An 18,944-nucleotide genomic window follows, 5' to 3' on the forward strand; every position below is an offset into this window, starting at 1 on the left:
TTCATTGACGCTGTTTTGGCCTATTACAATTACGCTTCTTTGTTCGCAATATAAATGTAAGCATCCTCAAGCGTTGCCTCACAAGAACTGCATTCTATTTGAGGCGGTATTTCACTGATTAATTTTATTTGTAATCCGTCCCCTGCATACTTTTTCCGAAAGAGGCAGGAAAGTAAATTTGATAAAAGCCCTCAGAATCCGATTGTGATCCCTATTTCATCAGAATAAGTCACTCCCCTGACGAGGCTAAAGATTATGACAAAAAACATTGAATACACCATATAAAGAAGCAAAAGCGGCACTGTGGGCAGCGGACTTTTAAATAGTAATGAAATCAGGCTGTAGACGCTTACAATCATCAGCATATTCGGCAGGATATAAAAGCAGGTTGCCAATAGAAAATCCGCCAAATGAACCTCAAATCCATTGTTTCCCGCTGATACAAGGCATAAACCGAAGAATACCAGATTTAAGACTGCGAGTATAATCAGGCAGACCACAAAACCACCCACCACTTTGCCTGACAGGTATTTTCCTGCGCTGACAGGTTTTGTATGAAGAAGCTCATAGGTATTCCTTCTCGTATCCTGCATAAATAACACAGCTAATAAAACGGTTGCAAAAAATCCCATAAACAGTCCTGCAAATCGGCAAATTTTCTTGAAAAGTAGTACGAAAATCTCCTTTTTTCCAATTTTTCTGCAATATAGGAATTGATTTCTTCACGGGTCCCTTTGTGATAGGCCGTATCCACATACTCGTAATATGCATCGTAGTAACTGCATCCTTCCAGATGCCTGCACGCTTTGGCAATATCCATTTCTTTCATTTCATCAATCACAGATTGTGCTCCCGCATGGTCCATTTCAAATTCGGAAATCAGGACTTCCCGTATCCGCTCTTCCCATAATTCCCGCCTCAGCCCCTTATCTGCTGGCACATATCCGTCGAAAACATCTCCATCCCGATACGTCTCTGGATAATCATTCACAATGGTTTCCCCTTCTGCGAGATAATGGACATTCAGATAAGGGCTTACATTTTGAAATACCATGAAAATGACAATTGCGACGCCAAGCCAGAGCAGAGGTTTTCTAATATAATTTTTTACCTCTCTTTTCAAAATTGACCACATAATTCTGCCTCCTTATTCTTAATGACTCCATTGTAAAAAAGAAATCACAACAGAAAGACAATGAAAAGAAAAACGCCGGATTACTTACGCAATCCGGCGGAATATTGCTATCACCACAGCCCCTCCCTGTTCATCATTTTCCAAAATTAATTTTCCCCCATGCTTTTCACAATACAGCCTGCTGATATACATTCCCAGTCCCACATGTTTCAGGCTGTCTTTCACATTCTGCCCATAGAACGCTTCTGCAATTTTTTCTGCATCTTCCCGAAAGCCAGCGCCGTCATCCCTGACACAGATACTTAATTCCGCATATCTGATCTTTACTATAATTGTAATTTGCTGTTTCCCATAACGCAGGGCATTTGACAGAAGATTTTCCATTACCTCCAAAATAATCTCCTTATCTCCGCAAAATTCTTCCTTTGATTCTAATGCCTGCAGCCTGCATTGTTTGCCATACTCTTTTTCCAAAATGGTAAGTTCTGCCTGGATATCTTTCTCTAATTGTCTGGCAGAAATATCCCCCGCTGTTAGTTCCCGATTTTCTAAACTGCTCAATTTCCGCATTGCTTCCACAAAAGCATCCATACGTTCAATCTGACGTCCGCTTTCTGACAGCATTTCCATTGCCTGTCCCATATTGATATCTCCACTTGGCAGATATTCCATCAGCATTTCCTGATACCCTTTCAAAACGGACAATGGAGCGCGTATATCGTGCGCAATAGCCGCCCGCAGCATCTTTTCCTCCTCTATCATCCGCCATAATATCTGGTTATTTCTGGCAAGCTGTTTCCGCATCCGTTCAAACTCCTTGCAAAGCACACCCATCTCGTCCTTATTCTCATAAGTAATGCCGAAATCCAAATGATTCTCAGCAATCTTTTTCGAGGCCTGTGCCAGTTCTTCCATCGGCTTTCTTAGCTTGTTCTGGTAAAAGAGGAAAACTGCCCCGCAGCTTCCTGCAATAGACAGTATTAACACGGAATAAGTCTGTAAGAAATCACAAAGCTCTGACACAAAATGATCTGACTGTGTCATCTCATAAGCGCTTGGCCTTGGAATATCTGCTACATAATTAGGACCTTCACTTTCTACTGCTTTAAAATATGCTTCTTCATCCACATAATTCCACCAGATTTGCATCTGCGTCCGTACGGTAATTCTGGCAATGACTGCCGAGAGAAGAAAACTGCAAAATAAGGCGGCCGCCATATATAAACAAATTGTTTTTCTCACGGAAAGAAATCCTGCCTTTATCAAAAACCATTCCCGGATTCATGCTCAGAAATTCAATAATTCCATATTCTAATCTTGTCAGCTCCAAATAGTCGGTGCGAATCTGCACGGCCTTTGCCTTATAGTCAATGGACAGCTCGCCCTGAAAGCAGCATTCTGTCTTTTCTTTGCGCCGTGTTTCCCGCTTCAAATGCGCCGTAATCCTTGCATCAAGCTCCTTTAGGCTAAACGGCTTTAAAATATAATCATCGCCTCCTGAAGAAAGCCCATTTACAACGTCCTGTTCGTCTACCCCTGCTGTCAAAAATAAAATAGGGCAGGCTACTTTATCCCGTATCCTCCTGCATACCTCTATCCCGTCAATGTTCGGCATATTTACATCCAACAATATGATATCTGGCTGCAGCTTTATTTTGTTTAACCCCTCTAATCCATTCTCTGCTGTAATGATTTCATATTTTTTTATTTCAAAGTATTTTTTCAGCATTTTAAGAAGTTCGGTATCATCATCAATGATCAATATCTTATAAGCCATTTCTGCTCCTTTTCCTTGATATGGCTGCCTTTCCGGTTTGTTTTTCTATCATACATATAAATTATCAATAACGGACTGTTCCTTTGCCAGTCAACATTTAAAAATAATTATACTACACAAATCTCAACAAATAAACAACGAACCCTTTGTGATAATCAGGAGTAACTGTCAAACATTTGGAGGGCAGGTCTCCCGAAACTCACAGTGTTTTCGCACAGGTCAGGTTCTGAGAACCAGTCTGGGAATCGTCGTTAGAATTGTTCTGGGACACATTTTGGATGGTAAAGTGTTTTGTAGCTGTTCCCTTATAATTCCCCTTGCCTCCGTCATTTTCTAGCGGACAAACTATAAGCCCATTTCATCTCGCGAACCGCTCTGTCGCCGAACTAGTTTTTCCATATACCACAAAATCAGACATTTTTCTGTATATATATCCCTCACCATCTTTACGTTTTTGATAATCATAGCAACCAAATGAAATATCTCCAATGGTTCTAACACTCGCGGGAATTGTTACGCTCTTTAAATTTTGGCAATCCAAAAATGCATACCATTCGATACTTATTATGGCGTGGCTTTTATCAATCTTTATGGAACGCTGTAAGTGCCTGTTTATAGGCATTTCCGGCGTTTCTTCTTTTCATCCTATCGCACCAAAAACCGTAAAATCCCGGAAAAAAGGCATCAAAATTGGTGTCTGTTTATGGGATGTGTGTCAGATATGAAAGGGTAATAATTTCGCCAGATTCAAAAATGCAGTTGATTTTCAGATACAGAAATGTTATATTATAGAAAAGGAGCAACCGCCCACAAGCGTGGTTAGCCTTATAAGTAAGTTTTAAGCCTACCTAATCCGGTTAAGATACAAGGTAGACTTATTTATTTTCGCCTTTTATTCCCAGCCCATTATTAATTTCTACCCTTATACCATTTCAAGCCCGATTTGCCCATAAATATCCATTATTGTTCTGTACACAACATGAGTATCAATCCTTTTTAGCAACTTTTTTATTTCTTAATACTTCCGCTTCTCTTTATACCACTCCATGCGCCATACAGCTTTTTAGCGTTTCAGGATTTGTTCCAGATGTGCTGCCGCCCTTATTTATAGTGAATGTTTTTTCTATACTGCCTGTATAATACCCTTTTCCTGTAACAGTTACCTTTGCCGTCCCAATTTCAATATTATTACTATAAGCAACGTCATAATCAATATCAGGTTCTAAAATTGCGTCATCTAGCTCTACGGTGACATCTGGGGTTTTTGCTGTTCCGTCATAACCATAGCTGTCCTTTTCACGATAATCATAATAACCAAATGCAAAATCAGCAATGGCATATACACTCATTGGAATTTTCACATTCGCAAATGGAGAAAAACACCGCAAATAAAAAGGTATTAATACCCAACGCATTAATACCTTCTCCATAATCTATATAAACCTTCCAACTCACCCGCCAAATCTTAATTCAATATCCATAAATATCATAAATCTCCTCGGTATATACCCCCTGTTCTTTATATACAATCAGCGGCTTTTCCACCGTTATCCTTGGATTGCCGCCCCGAAGCCCTTCGATAAGAACCATATTCGGCTCTTTGTCCACAAAAGGATGAACCAGCTGCATCCGCTTTGGTTCCAGCCCGTATTGATGCATCAATACCATAATTTCCGCCAGCCGGAAGGGCCGGTGCACCATATAGAACCGTCCCTGGGGTTTTAACAGCCTGGCGCTTTCCCTTATAACATCCTCAAGATTACAGAGGATTTCATGGCGGGCAATGGCTTTGGCTTCGTTAGGGTTTGTCAGGCCGTGGCGCTCTGTCATATAAGGGGGATTAGTGGTTATCACATGAAAAGAAGATGCTCCAAATTGCTCGGAAGCATCTTTAATATTGCCGATTTCTATGGTAATTTTATCTTCTAAATGATTGTACGCTACGCTGCGCCTTGCCATATCTGCACTTTCCTGCTGAATCTCCAGCCCGGTAAAGTGTTTTCCCTGGGTTTTAGCTTCCAGTAAAATAGGAATAATCCCAGTTCCTGTGCCCAGATCCAGTACTGTTTCCCCGCGTTTGACTTTGGCAAAGCCGGAAAGGAGAACAGCGTCCATTCCAAAACAGAATTTCCTGGGATTCTGGATAATAAAATACCCGTTCCGGTGCAGCTCGTCCAGACGTTCTTCTTCTAAAAGTTCAACTGACATAAATTAACTCCTCTATGAATATGACAGCTTGTCCGACTGCCTCAGAACGGTCAAGCTGTCATCTGTAATGCCTCAGGTTGGTTCTGAATGGTCAAGCTGTCATCTGTAACGCCCCTGGCCGGAGACGTCAATCAATCTTGGATTTTCCTTTATCTTCCAGCGCTGACAGTTCCTTTAATTCTTCCGCAGAAAGCTTCAAATGTTCTTTTTTCCGTTTGGGCTTGAACCGCAGCTGCTCCACTTTATATTCCTTTATTTCTTTTTCATCATCCACTTCCACCAGAACTTTGACCGTCTGACGCAATACATTAACGCTGTGAACCTCGCCCTTTAATCTGTCGTCTGTAGTAACGTGATCGCCCACATGAGGAAGACGGCTGTTTAGATATTCGTAAGTTTCCTCTTCATTTTTCAGGCAGCACATCAGTCTGCCGCAAACGCCGGAAATTTTGGAAGGATTCAGAGAAAGATTCTGTTCCTTCGCCATTTTAATGGATACCGGTGCGAATTCAGCCAGAAAAGTATTACAGCACAGGGGCCTTCCGCAAATGCCGATACCTCCCAGAATCTTGGTCTCATCCCGGACGCCGATTTGCCTGAGTTCAATACGGGTACGGAATACGGACGCCAAATCCTTTACCAATTCCCTGAAATCAATGCGACCGTCTGCAGTAAAATAAAACAGCAGCTTATTATTATCAAAGGTATATTCTGCATCCACCAGTTTCATTTCCATTTTGTGTTTTTGGATTTTACCCAGGCAGATTTTAAAAGCTTCCTTTTCTTTCTGGTGGTTTTTTGCTTCGATTTTTTCATCTTCTGGCGTAGCAACACGGATCACAGGTTTTAAGGGCTGAACCACTTGATCCGGTTCCAGTTCCTTTGGAGCTATCATAACGGTGCCGAATTCCACGCCTCTGGCCGTTTCTACGATGACATGGCTTCCCAGGGTGAGCTCATAATCCTGGGGGTCAAAGTAATAGATTTTTCCGGCAGTGCGGAATCTGACTCCTACGACTTTTATCATAATTTAATTCTCCTTCATTGTCAGCAACAGCAGCTCCATTACCAGTTCAAAATTTACATTGGCGTTCAGTCTTTGTTTTGCCTTATCCAATGCTTTGATTATATTTTCAATTCCTTCATAGGAGCTTTTGCTTGCCTGCTTTTTTATATTATAAACCTCATCCCGGAAGATGAGATGATTTGCGTCTGAGGTGGCCTTGTAAAGAAGGACATCCCGATACCAGATAGTCATAATGTCGAAATAATCATTAATTTCCAGCTTATAATTGCTGATTTGCTTGATGGCTTCCATCATTTCATACAATTCAATTTCCTTAATTCTCTTTAAAAGCTGCAGGGCCGAATTTTTAATTTCATTAAAATCCTCTGAACCCGCAAGCTGAATCGCTTTACCCACGTTTCCCTGGGCAAAGGCGGTGCAGATATCCGCTTTGTAATCCGGAATCTGATATTCTTTCATCAGAAATGAACGGATTTTCTCATCTGCCACTGCTTTTACATTCAGTGTTATGCACCGAGATAAAATTGTAGGGAGAAAAACATCTGAATTGGCAGTTAAAAGCAAAATCACTGCATAAGCCGGCGGCTCTTCTATGGTTTTAAGCAATGCATTCTGTGCCTGCTGGTTCATCTTTTCCGCTTCATCAATAATGTATATTTTGTAAGTGGATGCGTAGGGCATCACTGCAATATCGCTGTTGATTTGCCTGCGTATGTCGTCTACGGAAATGGTATTGGGCTTTTCGTGCTGCAAATAGATAATGTCCGGATGATTGTCAGACAATGCCTGTCTGCAGGAATGGCAGGCCATGCATCCTTCCGTACCTTTCTGCTGGCATTGCAGCGCCATTGCGAAACTTTTCGCCAACATCATTTTACCGGATTGAGCCGGCCCGTTAAATATATAGGCATGGGATACTTTATCCATGGATATTGCATTCTGTAAGTGTTCTTTGATTTGTTCGTGTCCAATTATGCTTGAAAAGCCTGCCATAATCATTCCTCATTTCCGTATATTTAAGTAGAGATATCCAAAAGCAGTCCTCGGATTTCTCCTACTTTACTTAAAATTGCAAGATGGTCTTTCTCATCTTTTACCAGTTCGCTGGCAAGTTCATCCAGATTCTTATCCACCAGTTTGACAATTCCGTATACCCGGTGGCGTCCTCTGCGATCCAGAAAATTCTCTCTGGAAAACTTGTGGGATCGGTTGACCACTTCATTCAGAAAATCCTTTACCAGCTCCCGGTATTTTTTCATATCCCGGATATCCATATGCTCGGAGAGCTTTTCGCCCTGAGCAGTAATATCGTTCATCAGACCGTTTAATTTCTCCTGTAATTCGGCCTCTTCCACCTGGCTTGCCAGGGTAAATTTAAAACTCCCGTCGCCTTTTTCTGTCTGCTGCGCTGCTTCCACCGGTTGCAGGGCATTGACGGAATCTACTTTGAGCGCCATGGAATCACCTGCCTCTCTGTTGTTGTATTTTTCAGGTTATATAATATTATTATCGGTTTTTTCCTCTGTATTGTAAAGTTAAAAGCAGCGTAAACTTCGGCTGCAGCCGTTTTTTGAAAAAGCGCCCTGACTATTGCCTGTATTTTTAAAAAGGCGCCTTACATATTTGCCTGTATATAAGAAATAATTTTCCGGATACAGCACTCCAGATCATCGTTGACAAAAGATACCCCAATGTCTGCCTGTTCCAGATTTTCCCTGGAAAAATCCTCGTCATCTGCCAGAAATCTGCGGCAAAGCTCTTTATATTTCGGATGCGACTGTATCCGTTCCCGATTCAGGGCCCGCTGAAGACGTTCCCCGTCTTCCAGCTCAATATACAAAGGAACCAGCAGATCTTTTCCGAAATAATCCCGTAATTTGAGGTAAGATTCCAGTGTCCCGATAATGAGATAATGGTATTGCTCCAGATTAATCTGGTGATCGTTTACAGTAAAATATTTCCAGATTCCGTGAACCGTATGGTAAGCGCGCAGTTCAATAATTTTCCCTTCCAGGGCAAGCTGCTGCTGTTCCCTCTCTGTTAAAAAATAATACTCCACACCGTTTGTTTCTTCGTCCCGGGCAGGACGGGTAGTGTATGGTATCAGTGTTTTTAAGGAAAGGGAGGCGTCCTTTAAAATTCTTTTATATATGGTGTCTTTTCCGCAGGAACTTTTTCCCATTAAGCAAAATATTTTTCCCATAACGTTCCTTTATATATCAGTTTATTTTTGGGGTAATGAAAAAGCCCTTTTATAGTATAGTATAGGTGGTGGAAAATTGCAAAAGAAATTCTGATAAATCTATGGAAAATATAAAAATGCCTATCCTGTCTGCCAACAGGATAGGCGGTGTCCGTAAGGACATTTACACCATTTTCGGGGCATCCATTTTGGAGCGGCGCTGTTCTTGTCTCATTTTATGTATAATTTCCTATACCTGGTTGCTGGCATTTGTCCCAAAGATAATTCTCACATCTTTACCACCTTAATTTTATTATTTTCCATATCACTCAGCCCCACCACAGACAACCCCTGCTTCTGACACTGGGAAATAATGCCCAACAGCTTTCCCGTCATGATTTCTCCGGGAGCAACCAGAGGAATTCCTGGGGGATACAGATAAATATATTCCTGACTGGTATGGCCGGTAGAGGCTTTGAGCGGCAGCAGCTCCGTGGTCTGGTTTATGGCAGCGGAAATGGACATGTTGGGTTTCGGCATCTGATAAATCATCTCTGTTGTCAGCAGTTTGTGGGGATGATCCGTGTCAGAAGCGTTGTACTTGTGATCAATGTCGTCCAACGCCGAAAACAGCCTTTGAAAACCGCTCTTAGAATCCATCAGGGAGGTTAAGGCGGTAACATAATGGCCGGAGGACATTTCCATCTGCAGATGATAAGTGTGCAGCAGGAGGTCATACAATTCTTTTCCCGTAAGGCCGGTGGTTCCTACGGAAATTAATATTTTGGAAAAATCATGGTCAAAGCATATCTCCCCAGAGCAGTTGGACTTACGAAAAACCTTTAAATGCCGCAGATTTTCCGTTTTCTGGTAAAATTTCTGCAGCATTTGAGTGAACTCCGTGACATACCCGGCGCTTTCCTCTTTCATAAACCGGATGCATCGTTCCATGGAAGCCATCAGCAGGTAAGAGGGAGAACTGCTCTGGTATATATCAAGAAAACCTTTGATAAGACTTATGTCCACCAGATTGGAATTCACATGGAGCAAAGCCGTCTGTGTCAGACATGGCAGGGTTTTATGAAGGCTTTGGATCACGATATCCGCACCGCATTCTAAAGCTGTGGAAGGAAATTTCCTGGAAAAAGCAAAATGGGCGCCGTGGGCTTCATCTACTATCAGAGGAATTCCTCTGGCATGAGCAAGGTCAGCGATGGCCTGAATATCAGATACAATGCCATCATAAGTAGGAGATGTGATAAATACGGCTCCCACCTGGGGAAAATCATTTAACGCCTGAGCAACATAAGCAGGAGGAATAGAACCGGAAATGCCGAATTCTGCTGCGGCGGGCAGCAGATAAATGGTTTCCAGTTCTCTTAAATATGCGGCATGATAAGCGGATTTGTGGCTGTTTCTGGACATCAAAAGTGTTCCTTTGGGAGGAAGGGCGGCGCTGATTGCACTTAAAATGCCGCTGGTGCTGCCATTAATCAGATAGAAGGTTGCTTTTGCACCGAACATTTCAGCAGCCCGCATCTGTGCTTCTTTTAAAATTCCTTCTGCATGGTACAGGTTGTCAAACCCGTCAATTTCCGTAATATCAATGGAATAAGGGTCTGGAAAATCCAGCTTGTCTGTCCGTTTGTGGCCAGGCATGTGAAAGGGATAATAATCACTGGCCGCATACGTCTGCAATTTCTGATCCAGATAAGCGGATTTCTGAAGGGTGTAAAAAATATTATTGGACATAAGACGCTCCTTTTATCATTTTTTTGGAAAAATATTTCTTACTCATAGTATACTGGAAAAAGAGCGGCATGGAAAGTAATTGTTGTATTGAATTTCAAATTGTCCCGTAGTAAAATAGGAAAGAAGTTAACAATTAGAGCAGAAAGTAATGCAGGAGGAACATGAAGTGAAAGCAAAAAGAAGTATTAGCGGGCGGATACTGTTCAATACAGATCTCATGATGATTTGTCTGGCAGTGGTATTTGTTGTGTTAATGACACGTTCTATGAAATCGTTGACAGACAGTGTATTGTCTGATGTACTTCCGTCCATGACGAAAACGGCGTCCCAGAACTTAGAGGGCAATCTGCATATGCTGTCAGACCGGATTTTTATGATTGGGGAAAATGAAGCCATTACGGATCCTGGCGGCTCTCAGGAAGGAAAGCTGTCTGTATTGGAAAACGCCCAGTCTGGCATTGAATTTGCATGGCTTGGCCTGTATAACGCAGAGGGAAGCCTGTATCTGGGAGATGAGAAATGCCCGGCGTCTTTAAAGGAGAGAAAATTATTCCCTCTTTTGCAGGAAACTCAAAATATGGTAATAGATGATATTTTTGAAAATGGGGATGTGCTGGAGCTTGCAGTAGGGCTTCCGATTTTCAATACAGAGGGAGAACTGAACTACTATCTGGTGGGAAGCTATAATTATGATATTTTAAGCGATGTGCTAAGCAGCATCAATATCAGCGCCAACGGAGAAGCTTTTATTGTGAATGCAGATGGCCGCATTATGGGGCATCGGAATACTGATTTGGTACGGGAACAAACCGATATGGCGGAATACGTGGGAACTGACGTCATTGAGAATAAAGTAGTTTCCGGAGAAACTGGCATTATGACTTATGAATATAAGAAAGACACGGAACTTATCAGTTATGTTCCCATCAACGGAACCGACTGGTATCTTGCAATTATTGTCCCAAGAAGTGATTTTATGGGACCGGCCAACGACAGTATTTTGCTGGGAATTTACATTACCCTGGGGATTTTGTTGGTAGCAGGAATTTATACTGTCGCTTATGCCTCCAGAATTAAAAATTCTCTGAAAGGCGTTACCAACCGGATTGAACTTCTGGCAAATGGCGATTTAAAGACGCCTACAAAAATCAGCAGGACAAAGGATGAAACGCAGGTGCTTTCAGCATCTTTGAGCAATACTGTAAACAGTATTAATGGCTATATTTCTGAACTGTCCAAGATTCTATCTAGTATTTCTGAAGGAGATTTTGATGTGTCAGTGGAAGGTGAGTTCCATGGGGATTTTGTGATTATGAAGGAATCCTTAAACAGCATCATTGTTTCTTTAAGCCAGATGCTGATGTCGGTGCAGGATTCTTCCAAACAGGTATTGGAAACGGCCGGCATTGTGTCAGAAAGTGCAGTTCAGGTACATACAGGTTCCAGTGAACAGTCCAGTTCCCTGATGGTTCTGACAGAGGAGACGAAAGCAATTGAGGAAAATATTTCTGAGGTGGACAATAATACCAGAATGGCCGGAGAGCTGATGGAAAAAGCAAAGACGAGCATGGACGCCGGAGACGCCAATATGAAGAATCTGCTGAAAGCCATGGAGGATATCAACAATAATTCTTTGGAAATTACCAAGGTGAACCGGATTCTGGAAAACATTGCCGCACAGACCAATATGCTGGCTTTGAACGCTTCAGTGGAAGCCAGCCGGGCAGGGGAATTTGGAAAAGGATTTGCAGTGGTGGCTTCTGAAGTCAGAGAACTTGCAGCCCAGAGCACGGATTCTGCAAAACATGCTTCTGAGGTAATTAACAGTTCCCTGAAAGCCATCGAAAATGGCGTGATTTATGCAAAACAGGCGGCAGAATCCTTTGATGATATCAATGAAGTAACCAGTAAAATGACAGATATTACCAAGCGGCTGGAAGAGTCTGTAAGTGTCCAGAAAGAATCTCTGGCAAATATGTCAGATCAGATAGCGCAAATCAGCAATGTGGCTCAGCGAAACCTGGATTCCAGCTATGAAAGCACCACCGCCAGCCAGAAGCTTCATAAGCAGGCGGAAGGACTGCAGAATATTTCCGGGCAGTTCCGGTTAAGGAGGGACAAATAAGATGAAGAAGAAAAACAGCATAGAAACTTCTGCATTACATTCCAGAAGTTTTTGGGCATGTATGCAGAAACGATCAAAAATCTGCCTGGCGGGGCTTTTGGCATGTATCTGCGTAATATTCTCCGGCTGCGGCAGCCAGAAATCAGAGGGAAAATGGGAAGATGGTTATTATACTGCAATAATGGACGAATATTCTCATGGTTGGAAAGAATATGTTACCATCTGCGTCATGAACAATAAGATTGTCAGCGTGGAATTTAATGCCAGGAATCCAAGCGGGTTTATTAAGGCATGGGATAATGCTTATATGAAAAATATGAATCCTGTTTCCGGTACATATCCAAACCGGTATACCAGAACTTACGCAGCAGAATTATTGGCAGACCAGAGTGCAGATGATATCGATATGATAGCAGGGGCTTCTTCCTCTGGCGGTAATTTCCGCAGGCTGGCGGCGGCAGTGCTGGAATGCGCCAAAAAAGGAGATACGGAAATTGCAGTTGTTGCCACGGAGCAGGAATAGATTTCGTTTGAATTTTAGAGCGCGTTTGAAAAACCATCCTTGCCATCTGACAGAAAGTATTTTTCAAACACGCTCTAATTATTTGCAATATTCTTTTTTCTCAAATCTGACTAGGACGCAGCATTACAATATATTTCACTGAAGTTTCAGCTCAAATTACACTTATCTTTCCTATTTTTATTTATCCAGAAATCCCCAGCGCAAACTCTGGCACCCCGCCCAGAACAACGGAACTCCCAGGATTAACGAGACTGTTTCCGCGCACAAATAAAAGGCGCAGATTCTTGAAAAATCCTTGATGCGGCAGTCTGTATTCATTTGCTGTATTCCCCGCAGAATCTGCCGCCCGTAATACGGGAAGTCAAAAATATTGTTTTCCGGCAAGTAGACGGCTGGTATGCGCACAAGCTGTAAAAGAAGCGCAAAGCCAAAGAGCGCAAGCGCCAATGCGCCGGCGCCCAGAAAAGCCTGAAAGCCTCTCTGGGAGGTATGTTCCTTACATTCATATGCGGCAATAAGCTTCTGATAGGAGAAGATGCATAAGCGCAGAATAAACCACAAACCGGCAAAAAAGAACCCGAGAAGCAGAATGCTGTCCCCTAACTGATGCAAACGTCCCAAATCCTTTATCTCCCCTTCCAGCGGGGCTCTCATCGTCACTGCCGTCTCCTGCACTTGCTGCTCGGCTGTTTTTGCGGCATCCGCCCCGATCAGCAAATGTTCCGTCGGCGCGTCCGAATTTTCTGATCCATTTCTGTAGATCACAGGGAGTTTGGCGGAACCCAATTGGACAAGAACGCCATCATCCTTGTAAACTCCGCAGACTGCAAATTCCGTCCCATTGATATACAGCGTCTTTTTCCCGCTTCTTCCCGCAAAGAGCTCCTTGGAAAGGCTTTCTGGTATCACTGCCGCATGTTCAGCGGAAGCGTCGTCTGAAAAATATTGCCCCTCACTGAACTGCAGGTTTGCGTACGCCCCATAATTGGCCGTTGTCATCTGGCAATATGCCAAAACGGATCTGCCTTTTGCCCCATCTGCAGCCTGTACTTTTTCCCCTGGGCTGGCGGCGGCAAACCCGCCCCGTTCTGTAAGAGGTGACGCCTGCGCTATGGAAACCTCCAGTCCCTGAGGGCTGTATAATTCTATGGCAAAGGGCGTCCGGTTCTTTAAATCCCCGCTGACAAAAGCCGCCCCAAAGAAGAAAAACGCGGAAAAAGAAAGGCAAATTACGCCGCATATCAAGGAGCGGATGTTTCTTGTCTTCATTCTTCCACACACCTCACAGTCTCATCGTCAGACAGGCTCCGGCTTGGATAAATCGCCAATGTCTGTCCTTCCAAATTCCCTTCCAGAAAACAGAAGTCATAATCTGCACTGTATATCTGGACTGAAGTTTCCGCCACATACAGTTCCGTCCCCCATGTCCCTTCTCTCCTTTGCAGCAGCATCACGCAGGGCTGCCCGTTTCTGTTTGTGAAAATGCAGGCAGGGGAAACCTTCACCACCGTGCTTCCGTCTTCCATTCTTATGGCGGGCGGAACGGTCACCGTCCGCACTTCCGTCAACAGCAGGATTTCAATCCTATGGGCCAGGACGATGCACAGCGCCAGGATGATAAAAAGCGCCGCCGCCATCCGCACTGCAAATTGTTTTGAATTCTTCATAAGCCCTGTCCTTTCACATGTTATCGCACCCCTGACAGTTCAATTCCCTGAGTCAGCTCCTCATGGAAAAAGAAAAACAGCAGAAGCATAGGCAGCGCCGCCAAAACGCCGCACACAAAAGACAGCTCAAAATTCACCTGGTTTACGCTTGCAAGAAACACGGAAAGGGGATATCTTAAAATGTCCTTTAAGAACGTAATGGGCTGCTCCACCATATTCCACGCGTCCACAAAAGATAAAAGAAACACGCTGATGAACCCGCCTTTCCCGATAGGCGCCATCACCCGGAACAATGACTGAAGCGTTCCCGCCCCGTCAAGCTTTGCCGCATCTAAAAGCTCATCCGGTATTCCCTTAAAAATCTGCGTCATAAACACCGTCCCGAAGGGCAGAAACATCATGGGCAGAATCAACGCCAGCCATGTGTCCAAAAGCTTCAGTTCATCCAGAATGATATAATTGGGCACAAGCGTCACCTGCACCGGCATCATCATCAGCGCCATCAATAAAAAATATATCCCTTTTTTAAGGGGAATCGGATATTTAGCAAAAGCGAATCCTCCCAGCGCGCTGACGGCAATCTGTCCCGCCGAAATGGCCAGGCACAGAAACAGGCTGCGCCAGAACTTCATCAGATAATCCGTGCTTCTTAAAAAGACCATGTAATAGCCTTCCAGAGAAAAAGCATCCGGGATAAGGTGAAACGCCGCTTTTGCATTCTCGTTTTGGCCCATGGCAGCCGCATAATACCGGCTGTTCTCAGAAGGGGACATAAAACTGTTGCACAGGGTATAGACTGCTGGGAACAGCACCAAAGCCCCTAAAATCAGGAAAAAGATGGCGCCCGAAGCCTGTGAAAGACAGTTAGAATTTGTAAAACGCCGCCGTTTCATTCTCATTCCTCCCTGTATCTGTTTTGAAGGATATATAATCCACACAATAGAAAAACCAAAACCAGAAGAAGCAGGATGGCCGCCACGCTTAACCTCTGATAATTCAGATTTTCGAAATTGTTGTTCAGAAAATGCTGTATCATGTAAATGCTGTCATGGGGATGTTTCCCGCCTAAAAGAAATGCCTCCCGGTAAGATTTAAAGGCGTTTACAATGCCCATAACCGCCGCCAGAAAAAGATGCGGGGCCATCATTGGCAGAGTGATGGAAACAAGCTTCTGCAGGCTTCCCGCCCCTTCGATTGCGGCCGTCTGGTAGAATTCCTCCGGAATTGCATTCAAGCCGGAAAGCAGCAGGATCACGCTGTATCCAACGCTTTTCCATAGATACAATCCCAACAGGACATAAAAAGCCTTCGGCCCTTCCAGCCATTGGACAATAGGAACTCCCAGGGATGTCAGCCAGTTGTTCAGAACGCCCGTTTCAGCAAAAAACACCTGGAGAACCATAACGACGCTGGCAATGGGAAGCACTAACGGCAGCAGCAGGATGTAGCGGAAAAACCGGCTTCCCGCCAGCCCTTTTTTGATCATCAGCGCCAGGAAAAAACTCAGTGCGATATTGGAGACAACTCCCACAGCTAAAAACCGCAAGGTATTTGCCGCTGCCAGCCGGAACGCATAGGAGGAGAACACATCTTTATAATTCCCGAAGCCTGCAAAGTAAGCCCCGCCCACGCCAAAGGTAAAGGAATATCTAATACATATGGCAAAGGGCAGCAAGAAGAAAAGAAAAGTCCCCAGCAGAACCGGCGCCGCCAGTGACATTCCTGTCAGCTTTTTTCTCCTTTCTAGCAAATGACGTCTGTCTTTCATCGCGCGCCTCCCTCTCATTCCTCAAAATAGAAGCGCAATTCATTTTTTAAATCATCCAGCTTTTCTTCCACGGAACGGTTTTCATTTGTCATAAACACCGCCTCAAAAACCAGGGAATTCTCACGCTGGCAGAAACGGGCCGTGGTGACCTGCTGTGTCAGCTGGAACAATTCCTCTGCTTTTTTTGCGGCCGCTTCCTGATATTCTTCTGTTCCATAGGTAAACCAGTACTGATACGCCGGCACAAAAGCGTTGTTATTAATAGGGAGAGCCGTAGGCATTCTTCCACTGCCAAAATTCTCCCAGCCTGTGCTTCCCTGCATTTCATCGGACAGCAGGAAGGCTAAAAACTCGCCCGCCTGGGAAGCGCACGCGCTGTTTGCACGGACTGCCGCAAACACGTTCACCTGCGCGTTGATCCCTCCCTCCCCATTTGGGAACGGCAGAAACGTAACGTCTATGCCAGAAGTGAGAGAGTTTTGGACAAACGTTTCGAATGAATTGGCTATATAATGCCCCATCAACGCAACATTGGGCAATTCCGATACCTCTTCGGAAGATAATTCCTGTCTCTCTGCTAACAGCTCTGCCAAGTCCTGCAGTTCCTGAGAGAACGTAATGGTTTTTTCCTCATAATCCAAGACAGGCGATCCAAAAAGCCCCGGTATATAGTCTTTCAATAAAAATTCTGAAGGAAACTTTTCCACCCCTGTATGATTGGCGACCTCTTCCAAGAATTGAGCCGGCTGGTCGGAAGACGGCCTCCAGTCCCCCAGCATGTCGTCCGTCACGGCAACGCCGGCCAGCATATATCCCAGGGGCAAAAACCACTGTTTCCCATCCACTTCCCCGGCCTTCAGCACCGTCTGGTTCAGCGGCAGATCCTTTAACCCGTCCATCACTGTGTTCAGGTCTAAAAACACTCCATTACGGCTGCTTTTTATCATATCCGGCAGCACTTCGTTATTCTCGTCCAGAAGAAAGACGTCCGGCCCCTTGCCCGCCATAATCTGCACCTGCATGTCCTTCGCCGCTTTTCTGTCTTTTTCCGTTTTCTCCGTAGGGGTATTGTCAATATAGGGGATCACCTCAATCTCCACTTCCGTTTCAGGATGGAGCTTGCAGTATTTTGCGATTGCCTTCCTGTAAAATGCTACCTGTTGCTCTGAAACAGCGATCACCATCTTCGGCTGATCTCCGGAACCTCCTGCGGCCCCTTTTTCAGAGGTTGAATTGGAAGATTGGCAGGACGCGAAAGAAAGCGCACACAATAATCCCGCCAGAATAAGCGCTAATTTTTTCTTCATAACATTGCCTCCCTGTTGCTTTATAAAGTACAGCAGCCTAAATCAATTTGATTGAAGATATTGATTTAGGCGACTGCAAATCTATCAAAAGTGATGCAAGTGGATTTCATTTTATCACTATAATATTGGCAAAACGCAACATTTAGTTCACGCATAAATTAACGATGCCCAAAGCATTTTGTTCTTGAGTCAGAAGATGCATTCCATGTTGAGCTTTTATATAAGCATGAGGGATTAGAACATTGATACTGATAAGTAGCATATTTCTCCCAAGTTAAATCATCTCCGTATGGATACCCATGCTTGCACTCCGTAGATATAGGTCCTTGTTCATAATCCGCGAGGAAAACCATTTTCGACGTCATTTCCCCACACTGTTCACATTCTTGTGCCTGTGGCTGCTTTTCTCCCAATACTGTTTGGGATTCTGATACTGGCGCTATAAGCATTAAAGACATAACAGATAATTGCACTCGCGGCTGCTTTTCTTCCGATACTTTTTGAGATGCTGATACTGGCAATGTAAGTGTAAAACACATGATACATAATGTCAGGATAAAAGTTAATTTTTTCTTCATGCTGTTCCCTCTTTTCTAAACCACTTGCTCGCTTTTAATATTTTATTTATAAATATATAAGATATAGTTTATAGTATATATTTTTTGATTATTTATGTCAACCTATGTATATTATCTGTTTATAAACTTAATAAAATAAATATATTTTTTTAATAAATGTTCTGATATGTCCACTTGTGATGATTTCCTTAAATCCCTATCCATTGACCTGACTCATATCATATGATAGGTTATATCGGCGAAAACTTTTTTGACACATTTCAGTCCCTTTAAACGTTAAACATTGTGAAAGGAGGTTTTTCTGTGTCTATAGACATCAACGAGCAATACGATAAAATTTACCGATACTGCTATTTCAAAGTAAAGAGCCGCTGTCTGGCAGAAGATTTGACACAGGAAACCTTTCTTAGGTATTTTACCCAGACTTCTTATGTAAACCGCGGCAAACAACTGGCCTATCTTTACACTATTGCCCGGAACCTGTGCATTGATTTCTACCGGAAGCCGGAGCGGGAAAAGATGGGAGAAGAAGTATTTTCCCAAGAGGATTTCAGAGGAAAACCGAAAATGACGGAGAAGATATCCACAAATCCTATAGAGCAGGTGGAAACAGCCCTTCATCTGCAAATGGCCGTGGAAAAGCTGCCTCTGGAAATGCAGGAATTGATTTTACTTCGGTATGTCAATGAACTTACTGTCAAGGAAATCTGCAAAATAACCGGAATGTCTCGAAGCAGTGAATATCGGATGGAGCGGGAGGCATTGAAACGGTTAAAAAAGATGTTAACGTGAAAACATAGGACATTGCCAGATTATGGGTATGATTAAGGTTCATCATTGGGTAGTGTCAAGTAATCTATGAAAAAACGAGCTGAAAAAAATAGGCTCAAATGAA

Annotated in this window: 21 protein-coding genes; 3 read left to right on the forward strand and 18 right to left on the reverse strand. The window is 43.5% G+C overall.

Annotated elements, in window-relative coordinates:
• Positions 1-191 precede the first annotated feature (191 nt).
• From E5329_RS16160 to E5329_RS16215, 12 genes are all read right to left on the reverse strand, one after another.
• Positions 192-695 (reverse strand): ABC transporter permease, encoded by a 504-nt coding sequence (locus E5329_RS16160; RefSeq protein ID WP_330572217.1) that lies wholly within the window; start codon positions 693-695, stop codon positions 192-194.
• Positions 605-1,135, reverse strand: a complete 531-nt coding sequence (locus E5329_RS16165) for a hypothetical protein (RefSeq protein ID WP_135990506.1) — start codon at positions 1,133-1,135, stop codon at positions 605-607. Before E5329_RS16165 ends, E5329_RS16160 begins: the two co-directional genes overlap by 91 nt.
• 84 nt (positions 1,136-1,219) lie before the next feature.
• On the reverse strand, positions 1,220-2,263 hold the full coding sequence (locus tag E5329_RS16170) for a HAMP domain-containing sensor histidine kinase (RefSeq protein WP_275443349.1): 1,044 nt from the start codon (positions 2,261-2,263) through the stop codon (positions 1,220-1,222).
• The gene (locus E5329_RS16175; protein WP_275443350.1) at positions 2,256-2,912 is read right to left on the reverse strand and encodes a response regulator transcription factor; all 657 of its coding nucleotides are present in this window, start codon (positions 2,910-2,912) and stop codon (positions 2,256-2,258) included. Before E5329_RS16175 ends, E5329_RS16170 begins: the two co-directional genes overlap by 8 nt.
• A 358-nt stretch (positions 2,913-3,270) precedes the next feature.
• Positions 3,271-3,534, reverse strand: coding sequence for a leucine-rich repeat protein (locus E5329_RS32580; protein WP_135990507.1), 264 nt, complete (start codon positions 3,532-3,534; stop codon positions 3,271-3,273).
• Between the two features lie 412 nt (positions 3,535-3,946).
• Positions 3,947-4,342 (reverse strand): hypothetical protein, encoded by a 396-nt coding sequence (locus E5329_RS16185; protein WP_135990508.1) that lies wholly within the window; start codon positions 4,340-4,342, stop codon positions 3,947-3,949.
• A gap of 40 nt (positions 4,343-4,382) precedes the next feature.
• A complete protein-coding gene (locus tag E5329_RS16190) occupies positions 4,383-5,120 on the reverse strand; it encodes a tRNA1(Val) (adenine(37)-N6)-methyltransferase (RefSeq protein ID WP_135990509.1) in 738 nt (245 codons plus the stop codon).
• A gap of 127 nt (positions 5,121-5,247) precedes the next feature.
• Positions 5,248-6,147, reverse strand: coding sequence for a PSP1 domain-containing protein (locus E5329_RS16195; protein ID WP_135990510.1), 900 nt, complete (start codon positions 6,145-6,147; stop codon positions 5,248-5,250).
• 3 nt (positions 6,148-6,150) lie between these two features.
• On the reverse strand, positions 6,151-7,140 hold the full coding sequence (gene holB / locus E5329_RS16200) for a DNA polymerase III subunit delta' (protein ID WP_135990511.1): 990 nt from the start codon (positions 7,138-7,140) through the stop codon (positions 6,151-6,153).
• Positions 7,141-7,163: 23 nt separating this feature from the next.
• Complete coding sequence (locus E5329_RS16205; RefSeq protein WP_135990512.1) at positions 7,164-7,604, reverse strand: YaaR family protein; 441 nt, start codon at positions 7,602-7,604, stop codon at positions 7,164-7,166.
• A gap of 158 nt (positions 7,605-7,762) precedes the next feature.
• Positions 7,763-8,350, reverse strand: coding sequence for a nucleoside/nucleotide kinase family protein (locus E5329_RS16210; RefSeq protein WP_135990513.1), 588 nt, complete (start codon positions 8,348-8,350; stop codon positions 7,763-7,765).
• Positions 8,351-8,617: 267 nt separating this feature from the next.
• The gene (locus tag E5329_RS16215) at positions 8,618-10,081 is read right to left on the reverse strand and encodes an aminotransferase class I/II-fold pyridoxal phosphate-dependent enzyme (RefSeq protein WP_135990514.1); all 1,464 of its coding nucleotides are present in this window, start codon (positions 10,079-10,081) and stop codon (positions 8,618-8,620) included.
• 166 nt (positions 10,082-10,247) lie between these two features.
• Here E5329_RS16215 and E5329_RS16220 point away from each other — a divergent pair, with 166 nt between their 5' ends.
• Entirely contained in the window at positions 10,248-12,206 is a 1,959-nt protein-coding gene (locus E5329_RS16220) for a methyl-accepting chemotaxis protein (protein WP_168356651.1), read from the forward strand.
• Between the two features lies 1 nt (position 12,207).
• Positions 12,208-12,729: an FMN-binding protein gene (locus tag E5329_RS16225; protein WP_275443351.1), complete on the forward strand. Its 522-nt coding sequence runs from the start codon at positions 12,208-12,210 to the stop codon at positions 12,727-12,729.
• 177 nt (positions 12,730-12,906) lie between these two features.
• Here the strand turns inward: E5329_RS16225 and E5329_RS16230 are convergent, their stop codons facing one another.
• The 6 genes from E5329_RS16230 to E5329_RS16255 all read right to left on the reverse strand — a co-directional run bounded on the left by E5329_RS16230 (position 12,907) and on the right by E5329_RS16255 (position 18,049).
• Entirely contained in the window at positions 12,907-13,998 is a 1,092-nt protein-coding gene (locus E5329_RS16230) for an ABC transporter permease (RefSeq protein WP_135990516.1), read from the reverse strand.
• On the reverse strand, positions 13,995-14,396 hold the full coding sequence (locus E5329_RS16235) for a hypothetical protein (protein WP_135990517.1): 402 nt from the start codon (positions 14,394-14,396) through the stop codon (positions 13,995-13,997). The genes E5329_RS16230 and E5329_RS16235 overlap by 4 nt, the downstream gene beginning before the upstream one ends.
• Positions 14,397-14,416: 20 nt before the next feature.
• The gene (locus E5329_RS16240; RefSeq protein ID WP_168356652.1) at positions 14,417-15,289 is read right to left on the reverse strand and encodes a carbohydrate ABC transporter permease; all 873 of its coding nucleotides are present in this window, start codon (positions 15,287-15,289) and stop codon (positions 14,417-14,419) included.
• A 2-nt stretch (positions 15,290-15,291) separates the two neighbouring features.
• A complete protein-coding gene (locus tag E5329_RS16245) occupies positions 15,292-16,164 on the reverse strand; it encodes a carbohydrate ABC transporter permease (protein WP_135990519.1) in 873 nt (290 codons plus the stop codon).
• A 14-nt stretch (positions 16,165-16,178) separates the two neighbouring features.
• A complete protein-coding gene (locus E5329_RS16250) occupies positions 16,179-17,471 on the reverse strand; it encodes an ABC transporter substrate-binding protein (RefSeq protein ID WP_135990520.1) in 1,293 nt (430 codons plus the stop codon).
• Positions 17,472-17,629: 158 nt separating this feature from the next.
• Positions 17,630-18,049, reverse strand: coding sequence for a hypothetical protein (locus tag E5329_RS16255; protein ID WP_135990521.1), 420 nt, complete (start codon positions 18,047-18,049; stop codon positions 17,630-17,632).
• Between the two features lie 303 nt (positions 18,050-18,352).
• On the opposite strand from E5329_RS16255, the gene E5329_RS16260 reads away from it, so the two are divergent.
• Positions 18,353-18,841 (forward strand): RNA polymerase sigma factor, encoded by a 489-nt coding sequence (locus E5329_RS16260; protein ID WP_135990522.1) that lies wholly within the window; start codon positions 18,353-18,355, stop codon positions 18,839-18,841.
• The last annotated feature ends 103 nt before the right edge of the window (positions 18,842-18,944 follow it).

Source organism: Petralouisia muris (assembly GCF_004793545.1).
GTDB classification, from domain to species: Bacteria; Bacillota; Clostridia; order Lachnospirales; family Lachnospiraceae; genus Petralouisia; species Petralouisia muris.

Coding starts and splice junctions, on each gene's coding strand:
- E5329_RS16185 (WP_135990508.1), bottom strand. CDS start 4,342: ATGGAGAAGGTATTAATGCGTTGGGTATTAATACCTTTTTATTTGCGG.
- E5329_RS32580 (WP_135990507.1), bottom strand. CDS start 3,534: ATGCCTATAAACAGGCACTTACAGCGTTCCATAAAGATTGATAAAAGC.
- E5329_RS16255 (WP_135990521.1), bottom strand. CDS start 18,049: ATGAAGAAAAAATTAACTTTTATCCTGACATTATGTATCATGTGTTTT.
- E5329_RS16190 (WP_135990509.1), bottom strand. CDS start 5,120: ATGTCAGTTGAACTTTTAGAAGAAGAACGTCTGGACGAGCTGCACCGG.
- E5329_RS16225 (WP_275443351.1), top strand. CDS start 12,208: ATGAAGAAGAAAAACAGCATAGAAACTTCTGCATTACATTCCAGAAGT.
- E5329_RS16245 (WP_135990519.1), bottom strand. CDS start 16,164: ATGAAAGACAGACGTCATTTGCTAGAAAGGAGAAAAAAGCTGACAGGA.
- E5329_RS16230 (WP_135990516.1), bottom strand. CDS start 13,998: ATGAAGACAAGAAACATCCGCTCCTTGATATGCGGCGTAATTTGCCTT.
- E5329_RS16195 (WP_135990510.1), bottom strand. CDS start 6,147: ATGATAAAAGTCGTAGGAGTCAGATTCCGCACTGCCGGAAAAATCTAT.
- E5329_RS16210 (WP_135990513.1), bottom strand. CDS start 8,350: ATGGGAAAAATATTTTGCTTAATGGGAAAAAGTTCCTGCGGAAAAGAC.
- holB (WP_135990511.1), bottom strand. CDS start 7,140: ATGGCAGGCTTTTCAAGCATAATTGGACACGAACAAATCAAAGAACAC.
- E5329_RS16165 (WP_135990506.1), bottom strand. CDS start 1,135: ATGTGGTCAATTTTGAAAAGAGAGGTAAAAAATTATATTAGAAAACCT.
- E5329_RS16175 (WP_275443350.1), bottom strand. CDS start 2,912: ATGGCTTATAAGATATTGATCATTGATGATGATACCGAACTTCTTAAA.
- E5329_RS16250 (WP_135990520.1), bottom strand. CDS start 17,471: ATGAAGAAAAAATTAGCGCTTATTCTGGCGGGATTATTGTGTGCGCTT.
- E5329_RS16240 (WP_168356652.1), bottom strand. CDS start 15,289: ATGAAACGGCGGCGTTTTACAAATTCTAACTGTCTTTCACAGGCTTCG.
- E5329_RS16235 (WP_135990517.1), bottom strand. CDS start 14,396: ATGAAGAATTCAAAACAATTTGCAGTGCGGATGGCGGCGGCGCTTTTT.
- E5329_RS16205 (WP_135990512.1), bottom strand. CDS start 7,604: ATGGCGCTCAAAGTAGATTCCGTCAATGCCCTGCAACCGGTGGAAGCA.
- E5329_RS16215 (WP_135990514.1), bottom strand. CDS start 10,081: ATGTCCAATAATATTTTTTACACCCTTCAGAAATCCGCTTATCTGGAT.